General features: G+C 42.8%; 20 protein-coding genes. 11 read left to right on the top strand and 9 right to left on the bottom strand.

Annotation, left to right across the window (positions count from 1 at the left end):
- Positions 1 to 256: 256 nt before the first annotated feature.
- The gene (locus LWP20_RS07310) at positions 257 to 1,252 is read right to left on the bottom strand and encodes a hypothetical protein (protein WP_242927467.1); all 996 of its coding nucleotides are present in this window, start codon (positions 1,250 to 1,252) and stop codon (positions 257 to 259) included.
- 10 nt (positions 1,253 to 1,262) lie between these two features.
- Entirely contained in the window at positions 1,263 to 2,738 is a 1,476-nt protein-coding gene (locus tag LWP20_RS07315) for an MBOAT family O-acyltransferase (protein ID WP_367615738.1), read from the bottom strand.
- A 653-nt stretch (positions 2,739 to 3,391) separates the two neighbouring features.
- On the opposite strand from LWP20_RS07315, the gene LWP20_RS07320 reads away from it, so the two are divergent.
- The 7 genes from LWP20_RS07320 (at position 3,392) to LWP20_RS07350 (ending at position 11,553) form a co-directional block, all read left to right on the top strand.
- Complete coding sequence (locus tag LWP20_RS07320; RefSeq protein ID WP_242927469.1) at positions 3,392 to 4,243, top strand: ABC transporter permease; 852 nt, start codon at positions 3,392 to 3,394, stop codon at positions 4,241 to 4,243.
- 6 nt (positions 4,244 to 4,249) lie between these two features.
- Positions 4,250 to 5,545, top strand: coding sequence for an ABC transporter ATP-binding protein (locus tag LWP20_RS07325; RefSeq protein ID WP_242927470.1), 1,296 nt, complete (start codon positions 4,250 to 4,252; stop codon positions 5,543 to 5,545).
- A gap of 18 nt (positions 5,546 to 5,563) precedes the next feature.
- Complete coding sequence (locus LWP20_RS07330; protein ID WP_242927471.1) at positions 5,564 to 6,856, top strand: glycosyltransferase family 2 protein; 1,293 nt, start codon at positions 5,564 to 5,566, stop codon at positions 6,854 to 6,856.
- Complete coding sequence (locus LWP20_RS07335) at positions 6,840 to 7,781, top strand: glycosyltransferase family 2 protein (protein WP_242927472.1); 942 nt, start codon at positions 6,840 to 6,842, stop codon at positions 7,779 to 7,781. The genes LWP20_RS07330 and LWP20_RS07335 overlap by 17 nt, the downstream gene beginning before the upstream one ends.
- A 110-nt stretch (positions 7,782 to 7,891) precedes the next feature.
- Positions 7,892 to 8,875 (top strand): glycosyltransferase, encoded by a 984-nt coding sequence (locus LWP20_RS07340; protein ID WP_242927473.1) that lies wholly within the window; start codon positions 7,892 to 7,894, stop codon positions 8,873 to 8,875.
- 639 nt (positions 8,876 to 9,514) lie between these two features.
- Positions 9,515 to 10,516 (top strand): glycosyltransferase family 2 protein, encoded by a 1,002-nt coding sequence (locus tag LWP20_RS07345; protein ID WP_242927474.1) that lies wholly within the window; start codon positions 9,515 to 9,517, stop codon positions 10,514 to 10,516.
- The gene (locus tag LWP20_RS07350) at positions 10,495 to 11,553 is read left to right on the top strand and encodes a glycosyltransferase (RefSeq protein ID WP_242927475.1); all 1,059 of its coding nucleotides are present in this window, start codon (positions 10,495 to 10,497) and stop codon (positions 11,551 to 11,553) included. The genes LWP20_RS07345 and LWP20_RS07350 overlap by 22 nt, the downstream gene beginning before the upstream one ends.
- A 24-nt stretch (positions 11,554 to 11,577) precedes the next feature.
- On the opposite strand, the gene LWP20_RS07355 is transcribed toward LWP20_RS07350, so the two are convergent.
- The gene (locus tag LWP20_RS07355) at positions 11,578 to 13,533 is read right to left on the bottom strand and encodes an LTA synthase family protein (protein ID WP_242927476.1); all 1,956 of its coding nucleotides are present in this window, start codon (positions 13,531 to 13,533) and stop codon (positions 11,578 to 11,580) included.
- Positions 13,534 to 13,913: 380 nt separating this feature from the next.
- On the opposite strand from LWP20_RS07355, the gene LWP20_RS07360 reads away from it, so the two are divergent.
- Positions 13,914 to 14,606: a BT1926 family outer membrane beta-barrel protein gene (locus tag LWP20_RS07360; RefSeq protein ID WP_242927477.1), complete on the top strand. Its 693-nt coding sequence runs from the start codon at positions 13,914 to 13,916 to the stop codon at positions 14,604 to 14,606.
- 62 nt (positions 14,607 to 14,668) lie between these two features.
- Here the strand turns inward: LWP20_RS07360 and purE are convergent, their stop codons facing one another.
- Positions 14,669 to 15,193: a 5-(carboxyamino)imidazole ribonucleotide mutase gene (purE, locus tag LWP20_RS07365; protein ID WP_242927478.1), complete on the bottom strand. Its 525-nt coding sequence runs from the start codon at positions 15,191 to 15,193 to the stop codon at positions 14,669 to 14,671.
- 3 nt (positions 15,194 to 15,196) lie between these two features.
- Positions 15,197 to 16,327: a 5-(carboxyamino)imidazole ribonucleotide synthase gene (locus tag LWP20_RS07370; protein WP_242927479.1), complete on the bottom strand. Its 1,131-nt coding sequence runs from the start codon at positions 16,325 to 16,327 to the stop codon at positions 15,197 to 15,199.
- 160 nt (positions 16,328 to 16,487) lie between these two features.
- Between LWP20_RS07370 and LWP20_RS07375 the strand changes: the two genes are divergently transcribed.
- The 3 genes from LWP20_RS07375 to LWP20_RS07385 all read left to right on the top strand — a co-directional run bounded on the left by LWP20_RS07375 (position 16,488) and on the right by LWP20_RS07385 (position 19,377).
- Positions 16,488 to 17,111 carry a MarC family NAAT transporter gene (locus LWP20_RS07375; protein WP_242927480.1) on the top strand — a complete coding sequence of 208 codons (624 nt, stop codon included), beginning with the start codon at positions 16,488 to 16,490 and terminating at the stop codon, positions 17,109 to 17,111.
- 69 nt (positions 17,112 to 17,180) lie between these two features.
- Positions 17,181 to 18,227 (top strand): uroporphyrinogen decarboxylase, encoded by a 1,047-nt coding sequence (hemE, locus tag LWP20_RS07380; RefSeq protein ID WP_242927481.1) that lies wholly within the window; start codon positions 17,181 to 17,183, stop codon positions 18,225 to 18,227.
- A 31-nt stretch (positions 18,228 to 18,258) separates the two neighbouring features.
- Positions 18,259 to 19,377 carry a porin gene (locus LWP20_RS07385; protein ID WP_242927482.1) on the top strand — a complete coding sequence of 373 codons (1,119 nt, stop codon included), beginning with the start codon at positions 18,259 to 18,261 and terminating at the stop codon, positions 19,375 to 19,377.
- Between the two features lie 85 nt (positions 19,378 to 19,462).
- On the opposite strand, the gene LWP20_RS07390 is transcribed toward LWP20_RS07385, so the two are convergent.
- From LWP20_RS07390 to recR, 4 genes are all read right to left on the bottom strand, one after another.
- Positions 19,463 to 21,262 carry a TrkH family potassium uptake protein gene (locus LWP20_RS07390; RefSeq protein ID WP_242927483.1) on the bottom strand — a complete coding sequence of 600 codons (1,800 nt, stop codon included), beginning with the start codon at positions 21,260 to 21,262 and terminating at the stop codon, positions 19,463 to 19,465.
- Positions 21,263 to 21,269: 7 nt separating this feature from the next.
- A complete protein-coding gene (locus LWP20_RS07395) occupies positions 21,270 to 22,262 on the bottom strand; it encodes a bifunctional heptose 7-phosphate kinase/heptose 1-phosphate adenyltransferase (RefSeq protein ID WP_242927484.1) in 993 nt (330 codons plus the stop codon).
- The gene (locus LWP20_RS07400; protein WP_242927485.1) at positions 22,262 to 23,476 is read right to left on the bottom strand and encodes a pyridoxal phosphate-dependent aminotransferase; all 1,215 of its coding nucleotides are present in this window, start codon (positions 23,474 to 23,476) and stop codon (positions 22,262 to 22,264) included. Before LWP20_RS07400 ends, LWP20_RS07395 begins: the two co-directional genes overlap by 1 nt.
- A 375-nt stretch (positions 23,477 to 23,851) precedes the next feature.
- On the bottom strand, positions 23,852 to 24,460 hold the full coding sequence (gene recR, locus LWP20_RS07405) for a recombination mediator RecR (protein ID WP_242927486.1): 609 nt from the start codon (positions 24,458 to 24,460) through the stop codon (positions 23,852 to 23,854).
- Positions 24,461 to 24,472 lie beyond the last annotated feature (12 nt).

Raw genomic sequence — 24,472 nt, forward strand, 5'->3', positions numbered from 1 at the left:
AGTAGACGGTAACACGTAATAAATGATAGATTTACATATAAAATCCCCTGCCGAAATTCGGCAGGGGATTTTTTTATTATCTTGTTCGCTACTCTTAGTTTGAATGCCAGGTTGTAGCCCTTTTGGCTCTACCTTAAAAAGTCCATCTTGCTTGTTTATTTCATATAAGGCAAATTATCTAAGCACTGCACAGGTAATCAAAGTATCGTGCTAAATTATTCTGGTACCCGGGCAAAAACTTCCAATTTTCGAAGGATTATTCGGCAACTGTCAGCTTTACAGGAATACGCCTATCCTGTAGCGGATCAATATTATTAACCTCATTCACAAATAACCAGGAATACAATTCAGAGCTCTTTTCATCTAGGTGTGTCCCATCTGTAGTTTTAAAGTAATCTCCGGCAGGAAGCGGAAAGTAAGTGTAACTTGATTCAGGAAAAGCCTTTTTTAACGCCTCTCTTATCTGTAATCTTTCCGGTGACAAAGAAGTAGAAGCTTCCTGCGGTATTTCAAAGAAAATAACCTGCGCCTGATGATTAGTAAAATAATCTACATACGTCTTAAGTTCTGCCATCTGCTGCGAAACGTATAAATTTTCCGGCATCCCAGTTTGTAAAGAAACCAGCTTTATATTGGCCTTGCCTGTAACACTTTCAGTTGATGGATATTTTTTTGCTGCTTCTGCTAAAAGTACTGCCACCTGCTCCTGTACCTGGTTCGGAGAAAGCTGTTTGTCCTCAACTTTTTGCCCGATTTTTTTTACTAATTGTGCTGTAAGCGATGGCTTAACATAATCGAGCGCTGCAAAGGCAACATAGGTTAAAGTATTAATAAGTTGGTGCTTTTCGTGCAGTGCCGGCAGGTATTGCTTCACAACGTTCATGTTGTTCTCAATGCCGGAATCCACAAATGCAGCATCAATTTCTTTATGCAGCATGTTGGTTTCGATGTAGATGTGTTCCGGCTTTTTTCCACTACGCTTTATGAGTTCCAATCCATCAAAAACGCTCTTTCCTCTAAAGGATAGGTTGAAAAAATCATTTGGTAAAATATTCATATCCAACCTGGTTGATACCGATGAACCAACCACTACATTGGGTTTTACAGCAGGATTGAGCAAGTATTCCTGTACTTTGATCAGGTTTTCCTGCTGCTGATTTTGAGGGATGTAAAATTTAGGCTCCAGTACTTGTATGGCAAAATTATACCCGATAAAAAGAACCAATGCCAAGCCGAATGCACGCTTTATCATGATGATGTTATTAAAATTGGAAATAGATAAATTCGTTTGCTGTTCCGCTGTTAACAGCTAGCATAAACAGCATAACAGCATAAAGGGCAACTTCAGTTTTTCTTATAACAAAAGCCACAGTAAGCTTTTGTGCATATAGGTAATGCAGGTGGTATAAAACTACTGGCAGCGAGTACAGGATAGTGTACCCCATAATAGCGTAACCAAGTGAGCCCGGCGCAATGTGCCAGTTTGTGAAAAGCGCTTTGAAATAGAGCACGGCATAAGAAAAGTCAGGTAGTTTAAAGAGCAACCAGGCCAAGGTAACAAAGCTGAAAACAAGTACCATTTGTACAAAACGGATCAGCCCCGTATCTGGAAGTTTTATTTTACTACCCAGGAAACGTTCCAATGCAAGTGCTACCCCATGAAAAGTACCCCAAACGGCATAGCTCCAGGCTGCTCCGTGCCACAAACCACCCAGGAACATCACAATCATAAGGTTCAGGTAAGTACGGAAAGCGCCTTTCCGGTTGCCTCCGAGCGGCACATAGAGGTACTCTTTCAAAAAACTTGATAGCGAAATGTGCCACCTGCGCCAGAACTCCGAAAAAGACCGGGAAATGTACGGAAAATTAAAGTTATCCATGAGCCTGTACCCAAATAAGCCTGCTACGCCAAGCGCGATAAGCGAGTAACCGGCAAAGTCTGCAAAGATCTGCATTGAATATCCCAGCAACATTACAATCAGTGTTATGGAAGCATAGCGTTCAAAGTATGGATAGGCAATCCAGAATGTCTGGTCTTTGAGGTTATCTGCAACTACCATTTTCAGGAAATAACCAACTACAAGGCACCTGAAACAGTATTCCCAGTTAATATCTTTCAAAGTTTTTACTGCAATCTGGGGTATAAAATCGTAGGCTTTAACAATTGGCCCTGCTACCAGCTGCGGAAAAAAAGAAATAAAGAAGATTGTGTTTCTGAAATGTTCCATAAAGCCTTTCGGAACTATACTTTCCCTTTTATCTTCTTTGTAAGTATCGAGCACCAAGCTTATACCCTGAAAGGTATAAAAAGAGATACCCACCGGCAATGGTATTGTGAGTAGGAAATTACTTAGATTATCATTGGAGCCGCTGAATACTGTAGAGGCAAATAAAGGGCTATACTTAAAAAAAGCCAATATACCCAGGTTAGCAATAACACCTGCTGCTGCAATTAGCCTGCGTTTGTTTTGGGCTCCCCATTGTATAAAATAACTGGTTACAGCATTTATAACAATAGAGACTAAGAGCAACAGGAGCAGTATCGGCTGGCTTGTCGCATAAAAGCAAAAGCTTGCTAGTATAAGTATAACTACCTGATACCTTTTAAGTGCTGTTGCATAGTACAAAAGCATCGTAACAAACACAAGAAAAACGAAATTAAGGCTATTGAAAAGCATATTTACATAAATTTGAAGCCCAGTAATTAGAAGCAATCCGACATCACAAGCCCATAACATAGTACTTTACATAGCTATATTATGAATTTAATATGCAATTCAACGAATATAATTATAAATAGTTATATTATAATTTAAAAAATTAATATTTAATTCACGCTAATTATTTTGCAAAATTTAAACTTAATATAAACCAATTATGAAATTTATGGGTTAAATATAGTTATTGGACTTAATAATTCATTAAAGAGCGAATGAAGGTATTTTATTCTAAGAAGCAATAATTGTTACCTTCCTAAGGGCGTAACTGATGTAAAATACGAAGAAGTAGACAGCAACAAGTAATTAACGATAGATTTGAATATAAAAAACCCCTGTCGAGTTTCGGTGGGGGTTCTTACGTTAAATCAATTAGTAAGTGTTTCAAACAAATAAGCAAAGCATAATAAGACTCAGCTTATTAACTCTGCGATAGCTTCCCACTTCTGGCTACTGACATCATCATCTTCAATCTGTCAATTATTTTATCAAGTATGGTTTTTTCAGGCAAATTCAATTTATAGTGAAGCTCAGTTAACTGGAATACTTTTAAAGCTAGTTCTTCCACATCAAGTGTTCTGTATTTTATTAAAAAAATAATTATTTTAATTATACACTTTACATTTATTACGTAATCATAATAAATTTCTACAAACTGCAATACTACATCTTCTATGGCCGAAAGGAAACACTGGGAGTGGGAAATCAATAATTCATCAAGTTACTGGGGTGCATCATTAGCAGAGTTATGGGCATACAGGCACCTGCTGGCTAGTCTCGTCAGAAAAAACTTTTTGGTTAATTATCAGCAGACCATTCTTGGGCCTGCATGGATGTTCCTGCAGCCTATATTAACACTTGCTACTTATACACTGATTTTTGGAAGGTTGGTGGGTTTATCTACGGGCACACTACCGCCTGTACTATTTTATTTCTCAGGCATTATACTCTGGAACTTTTTTAATGAGTGCTTCGGTGGTACTGCTAACACTTTCCGGGAAAATGCACAGGTTTTCAGCAAGGTATATTTCCCGCGCATAATCACACCCTTGTCCATATTTTGTACACAATTCATCCGTTTGTTCATACAGTTGTTTCTACTGTTTCTGCTCTATTGTTACTATATTCTATTCAGAGATTTTATACCACGCCTCGACACTTGGTTTTTTGTATTTCCGGTAGCACTGCTTGCTGTTGGATCTATAGGCATGGGATTAGGGCTAACCTTATCTGTGATCACAGCCAAGTATAGAGATCTGTCAGGCTTTGTACAATTGGGTATCCGGCTTCTTATGTTTGGCACACCTGTAATTTATCCTCTTACCTACCTGGCTCCCGATATGCGCTGGATAATACAACTCAATCCACTTACCTCCTTGTTTGAGCTTTTTAGGTTTAGCCTATATGGAGAAGGAGTAGTAATCTTTCCATTCTTAGCCTACAGCCTGTTTTTTGCTGCTCTGCTGTTGGCAATAGGATTGTTGCTGTTCAACAAAAAAGGAGACAGTATCATCGACATTGTATAAAAAGTAATGGCAGAGATTTCAATAGATGTCCAAAACCTATCAAAGCTGTACCACTTAGGCACCTTTGGTACCGGGTCTTTCAGGCAAGACCTGCAGCACTGGTGGGTAACTAACGTTCTGAAGAAAGAGTCCCCATTCTTTCAGGCGCACCGAGCGAAGCAGGATGATGTAAATACCCTGTGGGCACTTCATGATGTTAGCTTTGAAGTAAAAAGTGGTGAAGTGCTTGGCATTATTGGAGAGAACGGCTCCGGCAAATCTACTTTACTTAAAATAATCTCCCGCATTACCCGACCAACACAGGGTGTAGTGAGAGGTAATGGCAAAGTAAGCAGTTTACTGGAAGTAGGAACAGGCTTTAATAACGAATTAACCGGAAGGGAGAACATCTACTTAAGCGGCTACATTCTTGGGATGAGCCGGGACGAGATCAGGCGAAAATTTGATGAAATCGTGGAGTTTTCAGGCGTTGAACGTTTTATTGATACGCCGGTAAAACGTTACTCTTCCGGTATGTATGTCCGGCTTGCGTTTGCTGTAGCTGCTCACCTGGAACCTGATATATTAATTGTGGATGAGGTATTAGCAGTAGGCGACACTGACTTCCAGAAGAAGTGCATGGGCAAAATGCATGAAATATCCCAAACTGATGGCAGAACCATACTTTTTGTTAGCCATAGTATGCAGGCTGTAAATAGTCTTTGTGATAACGTGCTGTGGTTACAAAAGGGCCGCATACAGCAATGGGGAGATGCATCGGAAGTGGTAAATAAGTATGTTTCCAGCATTCAGAAACATTGCCTGAAGCAGGAATGGAAAAAAATGGAGGAAGCGCCGGGGAATGAAAGCATCAAGGTCAAGAGCGTGGAACTTATTCCCCATCTGGATGACACTTTTGATGTAATCGATATCAGAACACCTTTAACCGTCAGGTTCCAGCTTTGGAATCTGGAACAGAATAGTAACATCAGCACCCGGATGCTGCTCTTTTCTTATAGCGGCGAGTGTATTTTCACAGTACTTTCCTCGTCTGTAATGTGTTACAGGCCAGGAATTATTGAGGGAGAGTGCCTTATTCCCGGAAACCTGCTCAACGATGGTTCTTATTTCATATCATTTAATTTCCTTAAAAACACAGCCATTCACCTCTTGGATTTTAACGAGTGCCTCTCCTTCGACATGGAAGATTACCGTGGAGATCTGAAATGGTATGGCAAATGGTGGGGCGCGGTAAGGCCCAAACTTCAATTTTCTTTACAGCAAAAGGAAAGAGAGCCCTTCTGGTTAAGCAGCATCAGTTAGTACTAATAATCTATTCGCATGAAGGCATACCCACCCTACCAGATCACGCACATTCAGCTGAACGAACAACAACTTCCGCCACAGCCGCATGATAAGCACACAGGAAACTATATCGTGTTATGGTGGAAGGATATTGCACTAGGCCATTTGTACCTGGATCCAGGCACACGGCTTACAGATGAGGAGTTTTACACTAAATTGATTGATACGATTCAGCCTGCCTTACAGTATTATACAAAAGCAGTGCCTGAAGGAGATGGACATTGGCAGCAGCTGTTAATCACAGGGCCATTCGAGCAATTTGTAATGCACATGGAACGTGTCTTTTCAAGCTGGACTGTGAAAGAGATACCTGAAAAAGTACCGGTTTCTGTTGTAATATGCACACGTAACAGGGCATCCGATCTGCACAAATGTCTCGGGCTGCTCACGAAATTACGTTGCCTTCCCGAGGAGATCATTGTGGTAGACAATGCACCCACCGATGAATCTACTTTAGATGTTGTGAAACTCTTCGCAGATGTTACCTATTTGAAAGAGCCCAGAGCTGGTCTGGATATTGCCCGCAACACAGGCGCAGCGAGCGCTAAAGGTCAAATCATAGCTTTTTGTGATGATGACGTGATGGTACACCCTTTGTGGATTTACAGGCTTTGGCAAACATTTCAAAACACTTCGGCAGTTGCCATGACCGGCTTGGTGCTGGCGGCAGAACTGCATACGGAGGCCCAGATGATCTTTGAGAAACATTGGAGTTTTAACCGCGGGTATGTTGACAAAACGTATGACACGGATTACTTTAATATGCATTTATCTAAAGGCCCTCCGGTATGGGAAATTGGAGCGGGAGCTAATATGGCTTTCAGGAAATCCATCTTCGATGAAGTAGGTTATTTTGATGAACTGCTCGATGTGGGAGCTGCCGGCTGTAGCGGAGACTCTGAGATGTGGTACAGAATACTTCTAAAGGGCCATACGATCCTGTATAACCCAAGAGCCATCGCATTTCATCGCCACCGCCATGAACTGACTGCCCTGCACAAACAACTTTTTAATTATATGCGTGGGTTTGCAGCAGCGGCCCTTATCCAGCAAGACCAAAACCAGCGGGCAGGGTACCGGCGGCGTTTGTTCCTGCACATGCCTCGTTATTATGGAAGGTTATTGTATAAGGGGTTCCCACATTATACTTTCCGTTGCAAAACACTGGGTTCGGAAATCCGTGGGGTGCTCTCTGGTATGCTGTATTATCTGGCCAACAGGAAGAGACGGCCAACACTAAACATACAAACAAATGTCAAAACAGCATGAAACACAGCTCTTGGTATCCGTTATAATTCCAAGCTTTAATCATGGTGCTTACTTAGGTGAAGCCATTGAGAGCATCCGGAAGCAGACTTATACCTTAATCGAAACCATAGTCGTGGACGACGGCTCAACTGATAATACAAAAGAGGTAGTGCAGCGGTACCCTGAGGTAAAATATGTTTACACAAAAAATCAAGGACCTTCCGTAGCAAGAAATATAGGTTTAAGACACAGTACGGGGGAATACCTGGTATTTCTGGACGCAGACGATTACCTCTACAAGGACGCAATAGCGATAAATCTCAGCTTACTGAAAAGAAACGAGCAACTGGCTTTTGTTTCCGGTGGCCATCATAAAATTCATACCGAAAGTAGTTGGGTCCAACCAGTTGTAAATGAAGTAAAAACTGATCATTACATTCATTTGCTGAGAGGCAATTATATAGGGATGCCCTCCACTGTGATGTACAGGAGATGGGTTTTTGAAGATTTTTTATACGATACAACTATTACACCTTGTGAGGACTATGATTTATACTTGAGAATTTCGAGAAAACATCCGGTGATGCATCATGAGCACATCATTGCGGCTTATCGCTTGCATGGCTCAAACACATCAAGCAACATTTATTTGATGTTAACCACAGCACACCGGGCTTTAAAGCGCCAGAAGAATCAACTCGTTAACGCTGCTGAGGTAAAGGCATATGAGGAGGGTTTGGTGTTTTGGGAAGCATATTATATACAGGAACTCTTCGAGCGAATTAAGAAAACAAATAAGCTTAATAAAGGAGATTTTCAGATGCTATTAAAGTATGATTCCACTTTCCTTTACACTTTTATAGTAGCGAAAACAAAAGCCATACTATGGAGTTGGGGGCGGAAGTATACACCGCCTACACTCAAAAAAATATTGAAAGCGCTCTGAAAAGGATGACGCCAGGCACATTCAGAAATTAACTTTGTGCCAATTATTAGATAAAGAACAGCAGCAAGCTACGATAAACAAACAGAAGAACTTTTATTACAACATCTTTCATGGAACGCATTCCAACTTCCCCACCAGTTATTAAACCGCTTGATCCTTCGGCTGAACGCCCGATGTGGTCGGTCATGATTCCGGTTTACAATTGCGCTCAATTTTTAGCAGAAACGTTGGAGAGTGTTATGGCACAGAATATACCTGCAGCATACATGCAAATTGAGGTAGTGGATGATGCAAGTTCTGACGCAGATGTGGAAGAACTGGTAAAGCGAATCGGGCAAGACAGAATAAAGTATTACAGACAGCCTGTAAATGTGGGTAGCTTACGCAATTTTGAAACTTGTATTAATCGGGCACAAGGTCACTTGGTCCATATCCTGCATGGTGACGATCGAGTGGTTGAAGGGTATTACCTCGCTATTGAAAAACTTTTTAAGCAATATCCGGAAGCTGGTGCGGCTTTTTGCAGGCATCAGATCATTGATGAAGATGGCAAGGTATTAAGAATCAGCCGATTCCTTGAAATGCAAAAAAATGGTTTACTCGACAACTGGCTTCTTCGGATAGGTAAATGTCAGCGTTTGCAGTATGTATCTATAACGGTTAAAAGGGTAGTATTCGAGAAACTTGGTGGATTTTATGGCAGAACCTATGGAGAGGACTGGGAAATGTGGGTACGTATTGCCAAACACTTTCCAGTCGCTTATACACCGAAAGTTTTAGCAGAATACAGAAAGCATACAAATTCTATCTCAGCTGCCAAAATTGTAACAGGCGAATATTTAGCAGATATTGCCGCCTTGATCAACATCATCCAAAACCACATCCCACCCGAGCACCAAGAGGAAATCAGGAAGGAAGCTCAGAAGAATTTCGCCCATTATGGAATGGGAGTGGCAAACTTACTTTGGCGCACTTCTCAAAACAAAGCATATGTGAAAGCCAACCTGAAGGAGATATTTAAATTGCATATAGATAATAGCCTTTGCGTTAAAGCTGCTAAGATTTATGTGAAAATGATGATAAACAGGCATTAGATCTGTAATTAAATTGTAGATTATTCATCTCACACCTTAGGTTCGGGCAACTTGTTTATCTTTCTTACTAAAATATCAGGCCTAAGCCACAATTTCTCTGAATGTATTCGAGGTACCCGATAAAGCTCTCGCTGAAGAAATTACAGAGCATTAACCTAGATAAATAGAATAACACAGGAAGTACAAATCTGCTCCAAATCCCCATCAGGTTCCAGAAAACAAAGAGATATGTAATTAAAGTAAGAATGGGCATTAAGAGTGTCTATAGCGGGCCAATGATGGTTTGCTGGCACTTCAGTAGAAAATCTCTCCTCACGTGGCTGGTAAGCAAATGTCGGTAGGCCCACAATACGCATTTATATTTGCTATGCCTTTATCCTCAGATGAGTAAGTATAATAATCTAAAGAAAATCAGCTAAAAGGATCAGTTATAAACCAACCAATTTGGTAGCTATAGAAGTCATTATTTACAGTTTACTGATAACCCATTTAACTTATTGTAAATTCATTATTTAGATATTTAGGCCTAAATAGTATTACTAAAATAATTTAATTTTTAACTAAAATAACATAAAAACTGTCTATTTTATTTGGCGTCTTTCCGTATAGCACTAATCAGGCCTCTGTTTGAATTTTACAATGCACCGTATCCCAACTTCCCCACCCCATATACTTCCGTTATCTATTGAAGATAAAGACAGGCCGTTATGGTCAGTGATGATTCCGGTTTATAATTGCGCAAACTATTTAGCCGAAACCTTAAATAGTGTACTATCACAGGCCATGCCGGAGAAAGATATGCAAATAGAAGTTGTTGATGATGCAAGTACAGATACAGACGTAGAAGCATTAGTAAAACACATCGGCAATAGCAGAGTAAAGTATTTCAGACAGCCAGAAAATGTAGGTAGCCTACGCAACTTTGAAACGTGCATAAACCGGGCAAAAGGCAAACTGATCCATATACTGCACGGTGACGACAAAGTAAGAACAGGTTATTATTCAGCTATAAGCCAGTTATTCCGGGATTATCCCGAAGCCGGAGCGGCATTCTGCAGGCATAACTGCATAAATGAAACCGGCCAGCAAGTGTATAGCCAGCCTTCGGAAATGAAGCAACCAGGAATATTAAACAACTGGCTTCCGAAGATTGCTGAGCGCCAGCGCACCCAATATGTGGCCATTACAATCAGGAGGGAAGTATTTGAGAAACTTGGAGGGTTTTATGGTATAACCTATGGAGAAGACTGGGAAATGTGGGCACGCATAGCAAAGCATTATCCCATAGCCTATACCCCCGCTATGTTAGCTGATTACCGAAAGCATTCAAGTTCTATTTCAGAAAACAAATACCGTACTGGCCAGCATATAAAAGATATTGCACAGGCCATAGAACTCATCCAAAGTCATTTACCGCAGAGCCAGCGAAAAACTATACTTCAGAAATCTAAAAGATACTACGCGCATCATTGCATGAAAATAGCCAATCAGCTTTGGCGAAAGTTACATGACCAGCAGGTAGTTGACACACAGGTAAAACAGGTGTTATACCTGCACAAAGAACCATGGCTCTATTGGAAAATTACACAGGTATATATTAAAATTTTCTTGCATACTCTATGGAGAAAGGTGTTACAATAGTAGTTTGTACGTATAATGGTGCGCATCTGCTTCCGGATACCATCCGGCACATTGCGCAGCAACGCGTCAGGTCTACTATTCCATGGGAAGTTATAGTAGTAGACAATGCCTCAACTGACAATACATCAGAAGTAGTGCAGCGGGAGTGGGGAAAGTATAATTCTGACACAGCATTCTCTTTGCTTTACCAACCCACGCAAGGCCTGACTTATGCCCGTGAGCTGGCCTTGGCAAGAGCACGGTACGAATATGTACTGTTCTGCGATGATGATAATTGGTTAAACCAGGACTACGTAAGTATAGTTTTCGACCTCATGATACAGCACCCTAGAATAGGGGTACTTGGCGGCCATGGCGAACTAGTCTATGAAAAACTCCCCCCGGATTGGGCATCAGCTTTTACTATGTTTGGGAATGGTCCGCAGGAAACATCATCGGGCAAAGTAAAAAGAAACATTGTTTATGGTGCCGGATGTGTGTTAAGGAAATCAGCTTTCCTTAAGATACTTGATGCCGGATATAAACCATTACTAACAGGGAGAGTGGGCCAAAACCTGAGTTCAGGCGAGGACTATGAACTCTGCTATGCTATTGCACTAGCTAACTATGATATCTGGTATGACGCAAGATTGCGCTTTAAACATTATATGCCCAAAGAAAGAATAGAATGGAAATATTATGAGCGCTTTTTTACTGAAGGCATCCAATGCGTTGAAGTGCTTATACCTTATTCTATTATTTTAAATTACGGAGTTAAAAGTTCTTCTCAGTTTTACCTAAAACTATTCCGCCTCTTTCTATCTAATATAAAGCAGCTATATCTACTATTGCTTAACAAGTTTAAACACCCGATTAACTCTACAGAAGCTAAAATAAACACACTAATGCTTAAGAAAGTATCAGCCAGGTTATGGACTTTCAGGAAGCACCGTGTTATGAAAAACAACTTTGTTAAAATACTTAGCCTTAATCAGAATAAAATGAGAGATTATGCTGAAAAAGAAGCCAACCTTATACCGTACGAATATTTAAATTAAAGCCAGTAACGGTTTAGTAACGCTTTAGTACCGCTTTTGTAAATTCCTGTCCTTGTTGCCCGAATGTGCTACCGCCTGCTGCACCACCTGCTGATGATACTGTACCCAACGCGCCAGGCGTTTATGGCTTAACTCTACAAAATCAGGTATTTCACCAGCCAGGTTATACTTCTCATCCTTATCTTTCCGGAGGTTATATACTTCTGTGGTGTTGCTGGTAGCGTTAAAAATAACCTTTAAATCCTGGGTGCGGTAACCAAACAGGTAATCTGAATACGGATTCAGGAAGTAAGCTCTGTTGCTGTGTGCCGGGTCGAAAAGACTGGTACCTTGCCAGGCCTGAGGCGCCGTAAAACCCAATGTTTCCATAATGGTAGGAGCTATATCTATATGGCCTCCAATCTGTGCCTTTTTCTGGCCTTTATATAAAACAGGATTTATGAATAATAAAGGTACATGTAAATTTTGCTCGTAAAGCCCGGAGGCATGACCGTACATATTATGTTTGCCAAAAGCTTCGCCGTGGTCTCCTACCACTACAACCAAAGTAGATGCTGCCAGCCCTCTGCGCTCCAGTTCATCCATTAATTTCCCAAATACGGCATCACTGTGTTGCAGGGCATTCAGGTAACGGTTAAGATCTTTATACTCAACTCCATAATCTTTTTCAGGCCCTGAGGTAAAGTATGGGTAATGTGTCTGCATGGTCCAGAGCGTAGCAAAAAAAGGCTTATTTGCTTTTTGCTTAGGTATCCACTCCAGGGCCGCATCTACCATACATGCTTCATCTACGCCATCCAGATACTCCCATTGCGAATCAAATTCAGCTTTATTGCAAGGTATAGTCTGGTAATCTGCCACTTTATCAAACTGCCTTAAAGCCAGGAACTCATTCATGCGCGCAAACTTATTATCTGATGCCTGGAAAAAAGCAGTTCTGTACCCTTTGCTGTGTAACTCTGAGCTTATAGTTGGCCAATTTATACCTGGGTGCTCCTGCGTGATAGATTCGTATGAAATTTTAGGGTATAAAGACCCCAATATAGATACAAGTGCATTATGGGTTGAAGGAATATGCGCGTAGATATCTGAAAACAGCATAGATTGATTTAAGTACCGCTTCAGATTTGGGGTAACATCATACTTCGGGTTATAGCCTGCCACATACTCTGCAGGCACAGACTCCATTACAAACAAGATCAGGTTTTGTATGCCGGCATTCTTCGCAGCTGGTAATTTAGTTCTTGCTTTGCTCTGCTCAATTTCATTTGCGCCTGGGAAAGGCTCAAAATCAGCGGGCAGCTCCATGGTAAACAGGTTAGAACTACTTTCTATAGATGAAACACAGGATGAAATGAAAGCTACCACCGGATTTGCCGTAAGGCCATCCGCTAACTTCTCATTAGCCAACTGAGCTTTACCAGCCACCAAATAAAGCAAGGCAAAACCGGTGATACTATAAAATGCATACTTCTTATACCTGAACATGGTAAAGATGCGCCCTAAGCCATAGTATACCATAATTGCTGTAATACCCATAACCAGACTTAGAGCCAGCAACTGCATAAAAAACTTTAGTGAAACATTTGCCAGAATTGCGGTTTTGCTATCGTTATTGCCCAGAAAGTCTGAATAGTAAAGCCACTGGTAATTAAAAGGCACGCCTAATATTCTTACTGCCTTCACATTTACAAGGGCGATCAGGATATGGAGCAATACCAAAGCAAGGTATCCGTAGCCTAAAAAGTAGAGCATTTTTCGGCTGTTTCTGAAAAAGTATACTAACAGCACTGCCATGGTTCCAATGCCCAAGGCATAAACTACATCGTTGTAACTGGCTACAAAAACATTAGCAAGCAGCGAAGGATTTGATAAAGTATAAGCATAGCTTTTATAAATAATCTTACACCTCACGATCATATGCACTAGCATCAGACCAAAGGTCAGGCTACAGATCCAACGGATTAAATGTTTATACATGCAGTAAAAATTGGTCAGGGATTAATAATTTACTGATTGGTTTCAGTAATTATACTTATATACGTAAAGCGATCAGCTGTTAACAGCCTCAAACATAAGCTAGTTTTGTATATACGATAAAAATTATATTCGGCTTAAAAATTAGCGCTGATAGATAAAGCCAGAGGCAACCAGGGTAAAACAAGGCTGCCTCTTTTGCTTTAAAGTCTTCAAAGTATAATTTATCTCCACGGGACAATAAAATCAGTTTGAACGGACGAATTCAGCTTAAAACTCATTCATTAAATTAACTATAGCAAAATTCTTCTGCCCTCGTTTGCATAGTTTTGTTAATTTTAAATATAATTTGTAGTATATAGCAGCTACTTAATACAAAACTTATGAAACAACTTATACTTTTAGCGGGCAGCTTGCTTACTATACTGCATGCCTCTGCCCAAATTCAGCCTAAATCTATTTTTATTAACTCGGGCTTTGGCCTGAAGATGGAAAATAGTGGAACAGGGAATTCCAAAGCTTTTCAGATAAGCCCATCGGTGAATTACCTGATTAACGAAAGGTTGTCAGTAGGATTATTTGTCGCTTATGGTAAAGAATCCATGAATTCAGAAATAAACAGGTCCGTACCTTATAACGGTGGATACTATAGCAGCACCAGCGCCTCTGAAACTAAATCCAGGTCTTTATATGCGGGCCCTCAGGTACGTTATTACCAGCCTGTTCATGAAAAGATTTTCCTTTTTGCAGAAGCCCGAACGGGCTATGCCTATCAGTCTAAGGAAGCAAGTGTGTCCAATTCCAGTTACTATAATAATGGGAGCATTCCTCCGACAGGAACAGCTAACGATTACCTGAATACGAAAAGCAGCTCTGCTGCCATTCAGGCAAATGTGGCGCCAGGTCTGGCGTATTTTATCAAACCAAGGCTTGGTCTGGAACTGAAGGTAAATGTTTTGAACTACACGCATGGTATGGATAGCAGCGCTTTACAAGAAGGGGCAGAACAACCCAAGAGTTTTGAAGCCGACTTTAGTTTAAAGAACACAAACTTAGGTCTAAGCTTTTTCTTCTAATCAAAGCAAAAAAGAGAAAAGGCCGCAACTTAAATTTGCGGCCTTTTCTCTTTTTTAAGTTTCTAATCCAGGTCTCTGTCACCCCTTCTCAGTTCCTCCACAGAGCGCATTACTTTATCTTTCAGGCCGGTTTTATACTTTTCCAGCCTGTCAGCTACGGCAGCATTGGTAGTGCCAATTATCTGAGCAGCAAGTATACCTGCATTTAAGGCGCCATCCAGAGCAACTGTAGCAACGGGCACGCCACCTGGCATCTGAAGTATAGATAACACGGAATCCCAGCCATCAATTGAGTTACTTGATTTAACAGGCACACCAATTACAGGAAGTGTGGTTAAGGATGCCACCATACCTGGCAAGTGCGCTGCTCCACCGGCACCTGCAATAATCACCTTCAAACCTTTTTTGCGGGCCTGCTCTGCGTACTCGAACATGCGGTGCGGCGTGCGGTGCGCCGAAACTATAGTTAGTTCATAGGGTACGCCCAGCGTTTCCAGAATTTCGGCAGCGGCATCCATTATCTTAAGGTCTGACTGGCTGCCCATAATGATACCTACTAAAGCTTGTGTTGTGTTTTGCTCGGCCATGGTTTATGCTTTAACTTTAATTACGTTTTTAATTTGCTCTGCACGCTGCTGCGCTTCTTCTATAGTTTGGCCCAGCACGGTAATGTGTCCCATTTTGCGGGCAGGTCGGGTATACTTTTTACCATACAAGTGAATGTATACACCCGGCACAGCTAATGCTTCCTGCAAACCTTCATATTTCGCTTCACCATCGTAGCCGGGTTCACCCAGCAGGTTCAGCATTACGGCAGCGCTTTGTATTTCGGTAGAACCCAACGGCAGGTTAAGTATAGCCCGCAGGTGCTGCTCGTATTGCGATGTGTAGTTTGCTTTTATAGTATGGTGGCCACTGTTATGCGGACGAGGCGCTACTTCATTCACCAATATAAGCCCGTCTTTGGTCAGGAACATTTCTACGGCAAGTATACCTACCATATCAAAGGCTTCAATAACGCGCGTTGCGATCTCTATGGCGTGGCGCTGTAGTTTATAGGCAACATTGGCTGGCGCGAAAAGCGAATCAACCAGATTATGTTCCGGGTGGAAACTCAATTCTACTACCGGGAAAGCTGTTACTTCGCCGTTGGCGTTACGGGCAACTATAACCGATATCTCTTTCTCAAAATCTACCAGCTTTTCCAGCACACTCGGCTCTTCAAAACCTTTCCCAAAATCGGCTTCACTGGCAATGCGGGTTACACCTCTCCCATCGTACCCTTCGCGGCGTAGTTTCTGAAAGGCGGGCAGAAAATCTATACTTTGCTCCAGCTCCGCTTTATCTGCCAGTATCTTAAAATCTGAAGTCGGGATGCTGTGCTCACGGAAGAACTCTTTCTGAAGGCCTTTGTCCTGAATGGTTTTTACTGTTTTGGCACCCGGGTATACTTTCACACCTTCCTGCTCCAGTTTTTCTAAAGCATCGGCGTTTACGTGCTCAATCTCTATTGTAAGAATGTCGCACTGCTTACCAAACTCATAAACCGTATCGAAATCCCGGAAACTGCCTACAAAAAACTCGTTACAGATGTCCTTGCACGGTGCGTTCTCGTCGGGGTCTAAAACTAACGTATAGATGTTAAAATCGAGCCCGGCCTGCATCAGCATGCGTCCCAGTTGTCCGCCGCCAAGTATACCAAGCTTTACTTCTCCTTTCATAGATGGGTGTTTTGGGTGATTGTTCCTCAAAAATAAGGATTATACTTAAACCTACCCGACCTTACAACAGTATTCTGCTTCTGCCGTTAGATAGGCTTTGAATTATATACGCAAAGTATTATATTGATAGCTTAACTTTTCCTGAAACCGCACCAAATTAATGGAAATTATACTTGCCACTTTCTCTGCCTTATTTTCTGTAGTCAATCCTTTCGGCGCTATGCCGGTATTTCTTACGCTTACCCAGGACGATACGCCAGCACAACGTAACCAGCAAGCCCTAAAGGCCTGCTTATACATGGTGGGCATACTGGCAGTATTTTTCCTGGCCGGGCAGTACGTGCTTAACTTTTTCGGTATACGCATCCACGACCTGCGCATTGCAGGTGGCCTTATGATTATGCGTGCCGGTTTTGAATTGCTAACGCCCGGAGCCAGTAAAAAGAAAATTTCCTCGGATGTAGTGGAGGAAAGCCAGATGAAAGAAGACATCTCGTTTACCCCGTTGGCTATGCCGATGCTTTCCGGACCCGGTGCTATTGCGGTAAGTATAGCCATGTATACCACCTCGCTTTCTTATATGGATATGGCGCTTATACTTGTGGCTATCGTTCTGCTGGCAGCCGTTTCTTATATTATTCTGCGTTTCTCGCACCAGCTTACGCGCTATATGGGCAAAGCAGGTTTGTCTGCGTTATCCCGCATCATGGGTTTTATTGTGCTTTCCATCGGGGTTAACTTTATAGTTTCGGCTATACATGCGTTGTTTTTTGCAGGGCGGTAAGTATAAATCCTCTCTTTTGATGATAACAATCAACTTCTGACAATCGGCAATTTAGCTTATCTTTGTACCATGCAATTGAAGAACGACCTGCTTATAAGAGCTGCCAAAGGAGAACCTGTTGAGCGCACCCCGGTATGGCTGATGCGCCAGGCCGGCAGAATTTTACCTGAATACAGAGCTGTACGCGAAAGCCTGAGTGGTTTTAAAGAACTGGTGGAGACGCCCGAGCTTGCCGCTGAGGTAACTATACAACCAGTTGATATACTGGGTGTTGATGCCGCCATTATTTTCTCTGACATACTGGTAGTGCCTGAGGCAATGGGCTGCACTTACGAGATGATCGAGAAGCGTGGACCTATTTTCCCGAAGACCATCCGTACCGAAGCCGATCTTAAAAACCTGATCGTTGCCGACCCACACGAGCACCTGCATTATGTGCTGGATGCTATTAAGGTTACTAAAAAAGCTTTGAATGGTCGTGTTCCTTTAATCGGTTTTGCCGGAGCTCCCTGGACTATACTTGCTTACATGGTAGAAGGCAGCGGTTCTAAAACGTTCTCGCATGCACGTGGCATGTTGTATACTAACCCTACGCTGGCGCACCAGTTGCTCCGTATGATTACGGATACAACTATAGCTTATTTAAAGGCCCAGGTAGAAGCTGGCGCCAACTTAATTCAGGTATTTGATTCGTGGGCTGGTATACTTTCGCCTGCCCATTACCGCGAGTTCTCTTTGCCATACATCAGCGAGATCTGCAACGCCATCCGTAATGTGCCGGTAACGGTATTTGCTAAAGGTGCTTTCTTTGCGCTGGAAGATTTCAGTCAACTGAACTGCGAAACCATCGGCTTAGACTGGAATATGGATATCCGTACATCCAGAGCACAGGTTGGACCTAACAAAACCTTGCAGGGTAACATGGACCCATGCCTGCTTTACAGCTCTTTCGACAAGATCGAGAAAGAAACCAAAAAGATGCTGCAGGAGTTTGGACCGCAACGCCATATCGCCAACCTTGGACACGGCGTTTACCCGGATACTGATCCTGAGAAAGTAAAATGCTTTGTACAGACAGTGAAGGAATACGGAAGTGCGGTAAATAATGCCTCATAGTTATACCTTCGCAACCTCAAACCATAACTGATTGGAGATAAAGCAACAAGCCCAACGAAGTATAAACAATGCAGTTTTTGTACTGCTGCTAATACTCTTAAGCTGTTTTGGAGCTTTTGCTCAATCCGATAGTATACAGTCTGCAAGTCCTGAGGTAAAATTCTCAGGGTTTGCAGACATTTTTTATGCCTATGATTTTAACGAGCAAGCGGGTAACTCACGTCAGCCTTTCTTTTACAACCATAACAGGCATAACGAGTTTAACCTTAACCTGGCCCTTTTAAGAGCTGCTATTACGCACACAAAGTACAGGGGAGCCATTGCATTGCAGGCAGGAACCTACGCCTCCGATAATTATGCTGCTGAAGACAACCTGCTGCAACATGTTTTTGAGGCCAATGCAGGTGTAGCTTTAAACACTAAAGGAAATCTGTGGTTGGATGCTGGCATTTTCGGTTCGCATATAGGTTTTGAAAGTGCTATCTCGATGGATAACTCTACACTTACACGCTCTATACTTGCCGAAAATTCTCCATACTTTCTGTCAGGAGCCAAAGTAACCTATACTCCCAATGATAACTGGGCCCTTTCTGCCATTATCTGCAATGGGTGGCAACGCATAAAACGTGTGGAGGGTAACTCCCGCCTTTCTTATTGCACACAGGTAAGCTACACCAACGGCGATACCTATACCTTAAACTGGAGCACTTTTGCAGGCACCGACGACCCGGATACTACCCGCAGGATGCGCTACTTCAATAACCTGTATGGCAAGTTTCAGCTTACAAAAAACTTTGCCTTAACCACCGGATTTGATATTGGAATACAGCAGAAGTATAAAGGCAGCAGCTCGTATAATTTATGGTACAGCCCCGTTGTAATAGCGCGTTATCAACTTAATCAAAACTGGGCAACCGCAGCAAGGGCAGAATATTATTCCGATAAAAACGGGGTGATTATAGCCGTGCCTGAAGGCTTTAAAACCAGCGGAGCATCTGTAAACCTGGATTACACTCCGGCTAAAAGTATAATTTGCCGTGCAGAAGCAAGATGGCTGAAGAGCAACAACAAGATATATGTAAAAGATAACCAATTGGTTAAGGATAACTTTTTTCTGGCAGGTTCTATTGCATTCGGGATAAACAGGTAGGAACCTTTGTAGTACAGAAAAGCAAAAATCCGGCACTTTCTGCTTTAGCGAGAGCCGGATTTTTGCTTTATACTTTAACCCGATATTACCCTACTACTAAGTGTGTGGATGGATATTTGTAATCTGTTGTAGTGGCACGGGTACTTAGGGCAAGCGCCAGCGTAATGGTACCTACTCTGCCAATGTACATCGATAGTATAAGTATAACTTTACCCACATCCGAAATACCAGCGGTTATACCTGTACTTAAGCCCACTGTAGCAAAAGCTGATACCTGCTCAAAAGCCAGACGTATGATATCATATTGTGGGTCTGTAATAGAAAGTATAAAAATACAGGTAAGGTTGATGATGGCTGCGAAAGCAAAAACTGAAAAGGCTTTATAAGCTACAGATTGCGGAACTGTGCGCCGCCCGATCTCCAAATGCTTTTTACCCCGGATAGTAGTGATTACAGAAAGCAGTATAACTACAAAAGTAGTTGTTTTGATACCGCCACCCGTAGAACCAGGCGAAGCTCCAATAAACATCAGTACAATAATCAGCAGCATCGTTGGCACAGCCAGCCCAGACATATCTACTGTATTAAACCCAGCAGTACGGGTAGTTACAGACTGAAAAAATGAGGTGATAAGAGATTCTGAGAAATTAAGGCCTGTGAGCGTTCTGTTATACTCCAGAAAGAAAAAACCTATAGTTCCTATCGCGATCAATGCTGCCGAAGTATAAATAGTTACCCGCGACAGCAGTTTCCAGTTTTTCCAGGGGGAATTCATCCGCTCGCGCATAGCAGCCGGCGACAACACATCAAGTATGGTAGGAAAACCTATACCACCAAAAATAATAAGGAAAGCGATAACAAGGTGCAACAGGTAAGAATGACGAACCGGCAACGTGTACAAGCCCTCCGGGTAAAGCGAGAAACCTGCGTTGCAAAACGCCGAAACTGAGTGGAAAACAGAATAAAAAATCTTGGCTCCTAAGTCAGCAAACTGCGCATCGCGGCCCCAGGTCATAAAAACAGCTATAGCCCCTATTGCCTCTATGGTAAAGGTTAAGTAAACCAGTTTTTGCAACAAGCCCCTGGTAGAGTAAAGCGACTCGCCCTCTAACAACTCATACATGGCCACGTGCTGCCTTATTCCTACTCCGCTCCGCATCAGCGACACGAAAAAAGTTGCGAATGTAAGTATACCCAAACCACCCATTTGTATAAGTAGCAACAGTACAACCTGCCCTCCAAAAGTGAAGTATGTGCTAGCATCTACTACCGCCAGACCCGTTACACAAGAAGCACTGGTAGACATGAACAAGGCATCCAGGAAGCGCATACCCTCCGGAGCGTGTGTCATTTTGGGTAGCATAAAAAGCCCTGCTCCTGAAAGAATAAGTATTATAAAGCTTAATATAAAAGCAAAAGAAGGCTTTATACTTAGGGAACGCTGGTGGATCTTTGTTTCGAGCAGCTCAATTACCAGCAGCACCAGCATGTAAAGCGATACTGCTACCCGGTAAAATTCTACTGAAAGCGCCACTCCTATACTTTCGAAAACATTATATACTACAGGCACTCCTAACAGGTAAGTACCCACATGGTTAATAAGGATGAGCGCCATCAGTATACCTTCGAACCAGGTACGCCTCAGAAATTTTATACGCTCGAAAGCATAAAGTATGCGCAGAAAATAGATAAGCACAAAAACAGCCAGTATGGCATCAATGGCATAAAAAAGCAGCCGCAGCGTTTCGGGGCGCTCAACTACACCATGCGCATACAGCAGCAAACCAACCGCTACCAGCGTTAGCACATAGGTAGTGCGGCGCATGGCGGCATAAGCTGTTAATTTACTGCCGTACAGGTGCCTGTTAAGCCATTCTGTGTTCATTGGTGTTTTATAGTCTTATGTGCTGTGCTTCTTCAAAAAGTTTTTGCTTGTTAATCGGCACTACTCCCACTTGCTCGCATACCAGGCCGCCACCCAGGTTACTCAGGCCAGCCAGAAATGGCATAGTAGTTTGTAATGCCATACACAACGCAGCTATACTAATAACTGTGTCGCCGGCACCCGAAACATCGGCTATAGCGCGGCGATGCGCCTCAATGTACGTGTGCTTCTGTTCTTCGGCTATAAAAACACCCCTTTCTGATAAAGTAACCAACACTTGCTTTGCCTGCAAACGGCTTTGCAACGAAGCAACAGCCTCTTCAAAAGCATGCAGGTTTTCATCGGCAAAATCAACCTTAAGGCCTTCTTTCAGCTCTTTCAGGTTTGGCTTAAACAGCGAACAGCCTACGTAGCTCAGGAAATTCTTTTTCTTCGGATCTACTACAGTCGGAATATTGCGCTCGTTGGCAAGCTGTATAAAACGCTGAATGTTCTCTTCTGAAAAAACACCTTTGTCATAGTCCTCAAACACTACTACATCGGCCTGATTCAGCAATTTCAGGTAGCGTTCCTCTAAATGTCGCTCTTCATACTCAGCCAGGTTATGCTCTATTTCGGAATCAACGCGAAGCAACTGTTGGGCTCCGGCAATAATGCGGTGCTTTATTGTTGTGATGCGCTCCGGGCTCTGCACAATGCCGTCCGTTTTCAACTCCTTATCTTCCATCAGGCGCAGGAAATCTGCCCCATCCTGGTCGTCGCCAATAACAGAGCAAAGCAATGGTGTGGCACCCAGCGCCTGTACGTTCAGGGCTACGTTGGCAGCGCCGCCCAGGCGTTTTTCACTTTTTACCACATTCACAATCGGCACAGGTGCTTCAGGTGAAATCCGGTTCGATTTTCCCCACAAATAGGAGTCGATCATAACATCGCCCACTATAAGCACTGTAAGCTTATCGAAGGCGGCAAAAATATCTTCTAAACTTGAAATCTGGTTCATTACTGTAGCTTTTCTAGGCTAAGTTTAATGCGGTGCATCGCTTCTGTAAGTTTTTCGTCGGAGGTGGCATACGAGAAACGCATGCACTGTGGCGCCCCGAAGGCTTCTCCGCTCACTACTGCTACTAAGGCATCGGTTAACAGGAACATGCTCAGGTCTAAAGCGCTGTTTATAGTTGTGCCGTTATAGGTTTTACCAAAGTAGTAGCTCACATCCGGGAAAATATAAAAAGCACCAGCCGGAACATTTGTCTTAAAACCAGGTATGTCGCTCATCAGGCCCAATACCAGGTTACGGCGACGTCGGTATGCTTCCCGCATTTCTTCTGCCGATGCAGTTCCGCCCTGCAATGCAGCATAGGCAGCTTTTTGGGCAATAGAACAAGTTGCTGAAGTGATCTGGCTCTGCATTTTATCGCAGGCAGTGGCAATCTCTTTGCTGGCCGCCAGGTAACCTACACGCCATCCCGTCATGGCATAACCTTTCGAAAAGCCATTAATGGTAATTACTCTGTCTTTGATAAAATCGAAGCTGGCCATGCTGGCGTGCTTGCCCTCAAAGTTGATGTATTCGTAAATCTCATCGGCAATAACGTGCACCTGCGGGTATTTCTCCAGCACTTTTGCCAGGGCATATAATTCATCTTCTCCAAACACCGAACCGGTAGGGTTACAAGGCGACGAGAACATAACAACTTTGGTATTAGAGGTAATAGCGTTCTCTAACTGCTCTGCGGTAACTTTATACTCATTCTCCAGGCGGCCCATCAGCGGTACCGGCACACCTTCTGCCAGTTTTACGATCTCTTCGTAAGAAACCCAGTAAGGCGAGAAAATAACAACTTCATCGCCAGGGTTTACAAGGCATAAAATAGCGTTAGCTATACTTTGCTTTGCTCCTGTTGATACTACTATGTTCTCTGGTTTATAGTCGAGGTTATTGTCTCTTTTGAATTTATCGGCAATTGCCTGGCGCAGCTCCGGGTAACCGGCTACGGGTGTATAGAAAGTAAATCCATCGTCGATGGCTTTTTTGGCGGCATCTTTAATATACTGTGGTGTCTGGAAATCAGGTTCTCCGAAGCTCAGACTTATAACATCATGGCCCTGCGCAGCTAATTCACGCGCTTTTTTAGCCATTGCTATTGTTTGTGACTCTGCCAAAGCAGCAATTCTGTCTGATAAAATACTGCTTACCTCTTCAGTCTCGTGCATGTGATTTGATATTTAGGTGCCAAAGTTACTTATTATACAACAGACTTTCCAATGTAGCAGGAATTGGTTATTGAGAGTTAAGTATAAATCAGCGTTTGTTTCTTAATATTAGCTTCATCCCTAACTCTTATTCGCCTATAGTTTAATAGTTTGCTTTGGGGCGCTCCAAGTGCGCGAGGGCTCGTTTTACCGTTTGGCGCTGTGTAGCTGAAGCTGCTTCCGAGCTGCTTCGGCTACCCTAATGGGCACCGGATACACCCAGACTTCTCACAGAAAACAGGGAAAGCTCTTACATCAATTAATTTAAAACCAGATTTTTGAAAGTATAGAATGGCATAAAACAAAAGCGCCACAACAAGTTGTGGCGCTTTTGTTTTAGCTTTTGCCGTAGGCTGTTCGCTCTACAATGCTGCGGCCCAGCGTTATTTCATCGGTATATTCCAATTCGCCGCCAACAGGCACGCCCCTTGCAATAGAAGTGATTCGCACAGGCTGGTCGCGAAGTTTACGGGTAAGGTAAAATGCAGTGGTATCGCCTTCCATAGTTGGGCTGATAGCCAGCATGATCTCTTTTACTTCTGAGTTTGGCAGGCGCTCCAGCAACGAATCGATGTGCAGGTCTGACGGGCCAACGCCTTCAATAGGTGAGATAACACCTCCTAGTACATGATACAGGCCCTTGTACTGCGCTGTATTTTCAATTGCAATAACATCCCGGATATCACTTACAACACACAACAGGCTGCGGTCGCGGAGGGGGTTGGTACAAATGCTGCATACTTCCGTATCCGAAATGTTATGGCACTGCTTGCAATGCTTTACTTCGGTGCGCATTTTCACAAGCGCTTCGGCCAGCAAAAAAGTATCTTCTGACTCTTCTTTGAGCAGGTGCAAAGCCAAACGCAGGGCAGTTTTTCTACCCACACCCGGCAGTTTTGCCAGCTCTTCAACGGCATTCTCAATCAGCTTCGACGGAAAATTCATCTAACCTCCTAT

Source organism: Pontibacter vulgaris (assembly GCF_022758145.1).
Classification (GTDB): domain Bacteria; phylum Bacteroidota; class Bacteroidia; order Cytophagales; family Hymenobacteraceae; genus Pontibacter; species Pontibacter vulgaris.

What these genes read in the sequence shown, in the direction of transcription:
- LWP20_RS07310 (WP_242927467.1), bottom strand. Translation starts at nt 1,252, where the DNA reads ATGATAAAGCGTGCATTCGGCTTGGCATTGGTTCTTTTTATCGGGTAT.
- LWP20_RS07315 (WP_367615738.1), bottom strand. Translation starts at nt 2,738, where the DNA reads ATGTTATGGGCTTGTGATGTCGGATTGCTTCTAATTACTGGGCTTCAA.
- LWP20_RS07320 (WP_242927469.1), top strand. Translation starts at nt 3,392, where the DNA reads ATGGCCGAAAGGAAACACTGGGAGTGGGAAATCAATAATTCATCAAGT.
- LWP20_RS07325 (WP_242927470.1), top strand. Translation starts at nt 4,250, where the DNA reads ATGGCAGAGATTTCAATAGATGTCCAAAACCTATCAAAGCTGTACCAC.
- LWP20_RS07330 (WP_242927471.1), top strand. Translation starts at nt 5,564, where the DNA reads ATGAAGGCATACCCACCCTACCAGATCACGCACATTCAGCTGAACGAA.
- LWP20_RS07335 (WP_242927472.1), top strand. Translation starts at nt 6,840, where the DNA reads ATGTCAAAACAGCATGAAACACAGCTCTTGGTATCCGTTATAATTCCA.
- LWP20_RS07340 (WP_242927473.1), top strand. Translation starts at nt 7,892, where the DNA reads ATGGAACGCATTCCAACTTCCCCACCAGTTATTAAACCGCTTGATCCT.
- LWP20_RS07345 (WP_242927474.1), top strand. Translation starts at nt 9,515, where the DNA reads ATGCACCGTATCCCAACTTCCCCACCCCATATACTTCCGTTATCTATT.
- LWP20_RS07350 (WP_242927475.1), top strand. Translation starts at nt 10,495, where the DNA reads ATGGAGAAAGGTGTTACAATAGTAGTTTGTACGTATAATGGTGCGCAT.
- LWP20_RS07355 (WP_242927476.1), bottom strand. Translation starts at nt 13,533, where the DNA reads ATGTATAAACATTTAATCCGTTGGATCTGTAGCCTGACCTTTGGTCTG.
- LWP20_RS07360 (WP_242927477.1), top strand. Translation starts at nt 13,914, where the DNA reads ATGAAACAACTTATACTTTTAGCGGGCAGCTTGCTTACTATACTGCAT.
- purE (WP_242927478.1), bottom strand. Translation starts at nt 15,193, where the DNA reads ATGGCCGAGCAAAACACAACACAAGCTTTAGTAGGTATCATTATGGGC.
- LWP20_RS07370 (WP_242927479.1), bottom strand. Translation starts at nt 16,327, where the DNA reads ATGAAAGGAGAAGTAAAGCTTGGTATACTTGGCGGCGGACAACTGGGA.
- LWP20_RS07375 (WP_242927480.1), top strand. Translation starts at nt 16,488, where the DNA reads ATGGAAATTATACTTGCCACTTTCTCTGCCTTATTTTCTGTAGTCAAT.
- hemE (WP_242927481.1), top strand. Translation starts at nt 17,181, where the DNA reads ATGCAATTGAAGAACGACCTGCTTATAAGAGCTGCCAAAGGAGAACCT.
- LWP20_RS07390 (WP_242927483.1), bottom strand. Translation starts at nt 21,262, where the DNA reads ATGAACACAGAATGGCTTAACAGGCACCTGTACGGCAGTAAATTAACA.
- LWP20_RS07395 (WP_242927484.1), bottom strand. Translation starts at nt 22,262, where the DNA reads ATGAACCAGATTTCAAGTTTAGAAGATATTTTTGCCGCCTTCGATAAG.
- LWP20_RS07400 (WP_242927485.1), bottom strand. Translation starts at nt 23,476, where the DNA reads ATGCACGAGACTGAAGAGGTAAGCAGTATTTTATCAGACAGAATTGCT.
- recR (WP_242927486.1), bottom strand. Translation starts at nt 24,460, where the DNA reads ATGAATTTTCCGTCGAAGCTGATTGAGAATGCCGTTGAAGAGCTGGCA.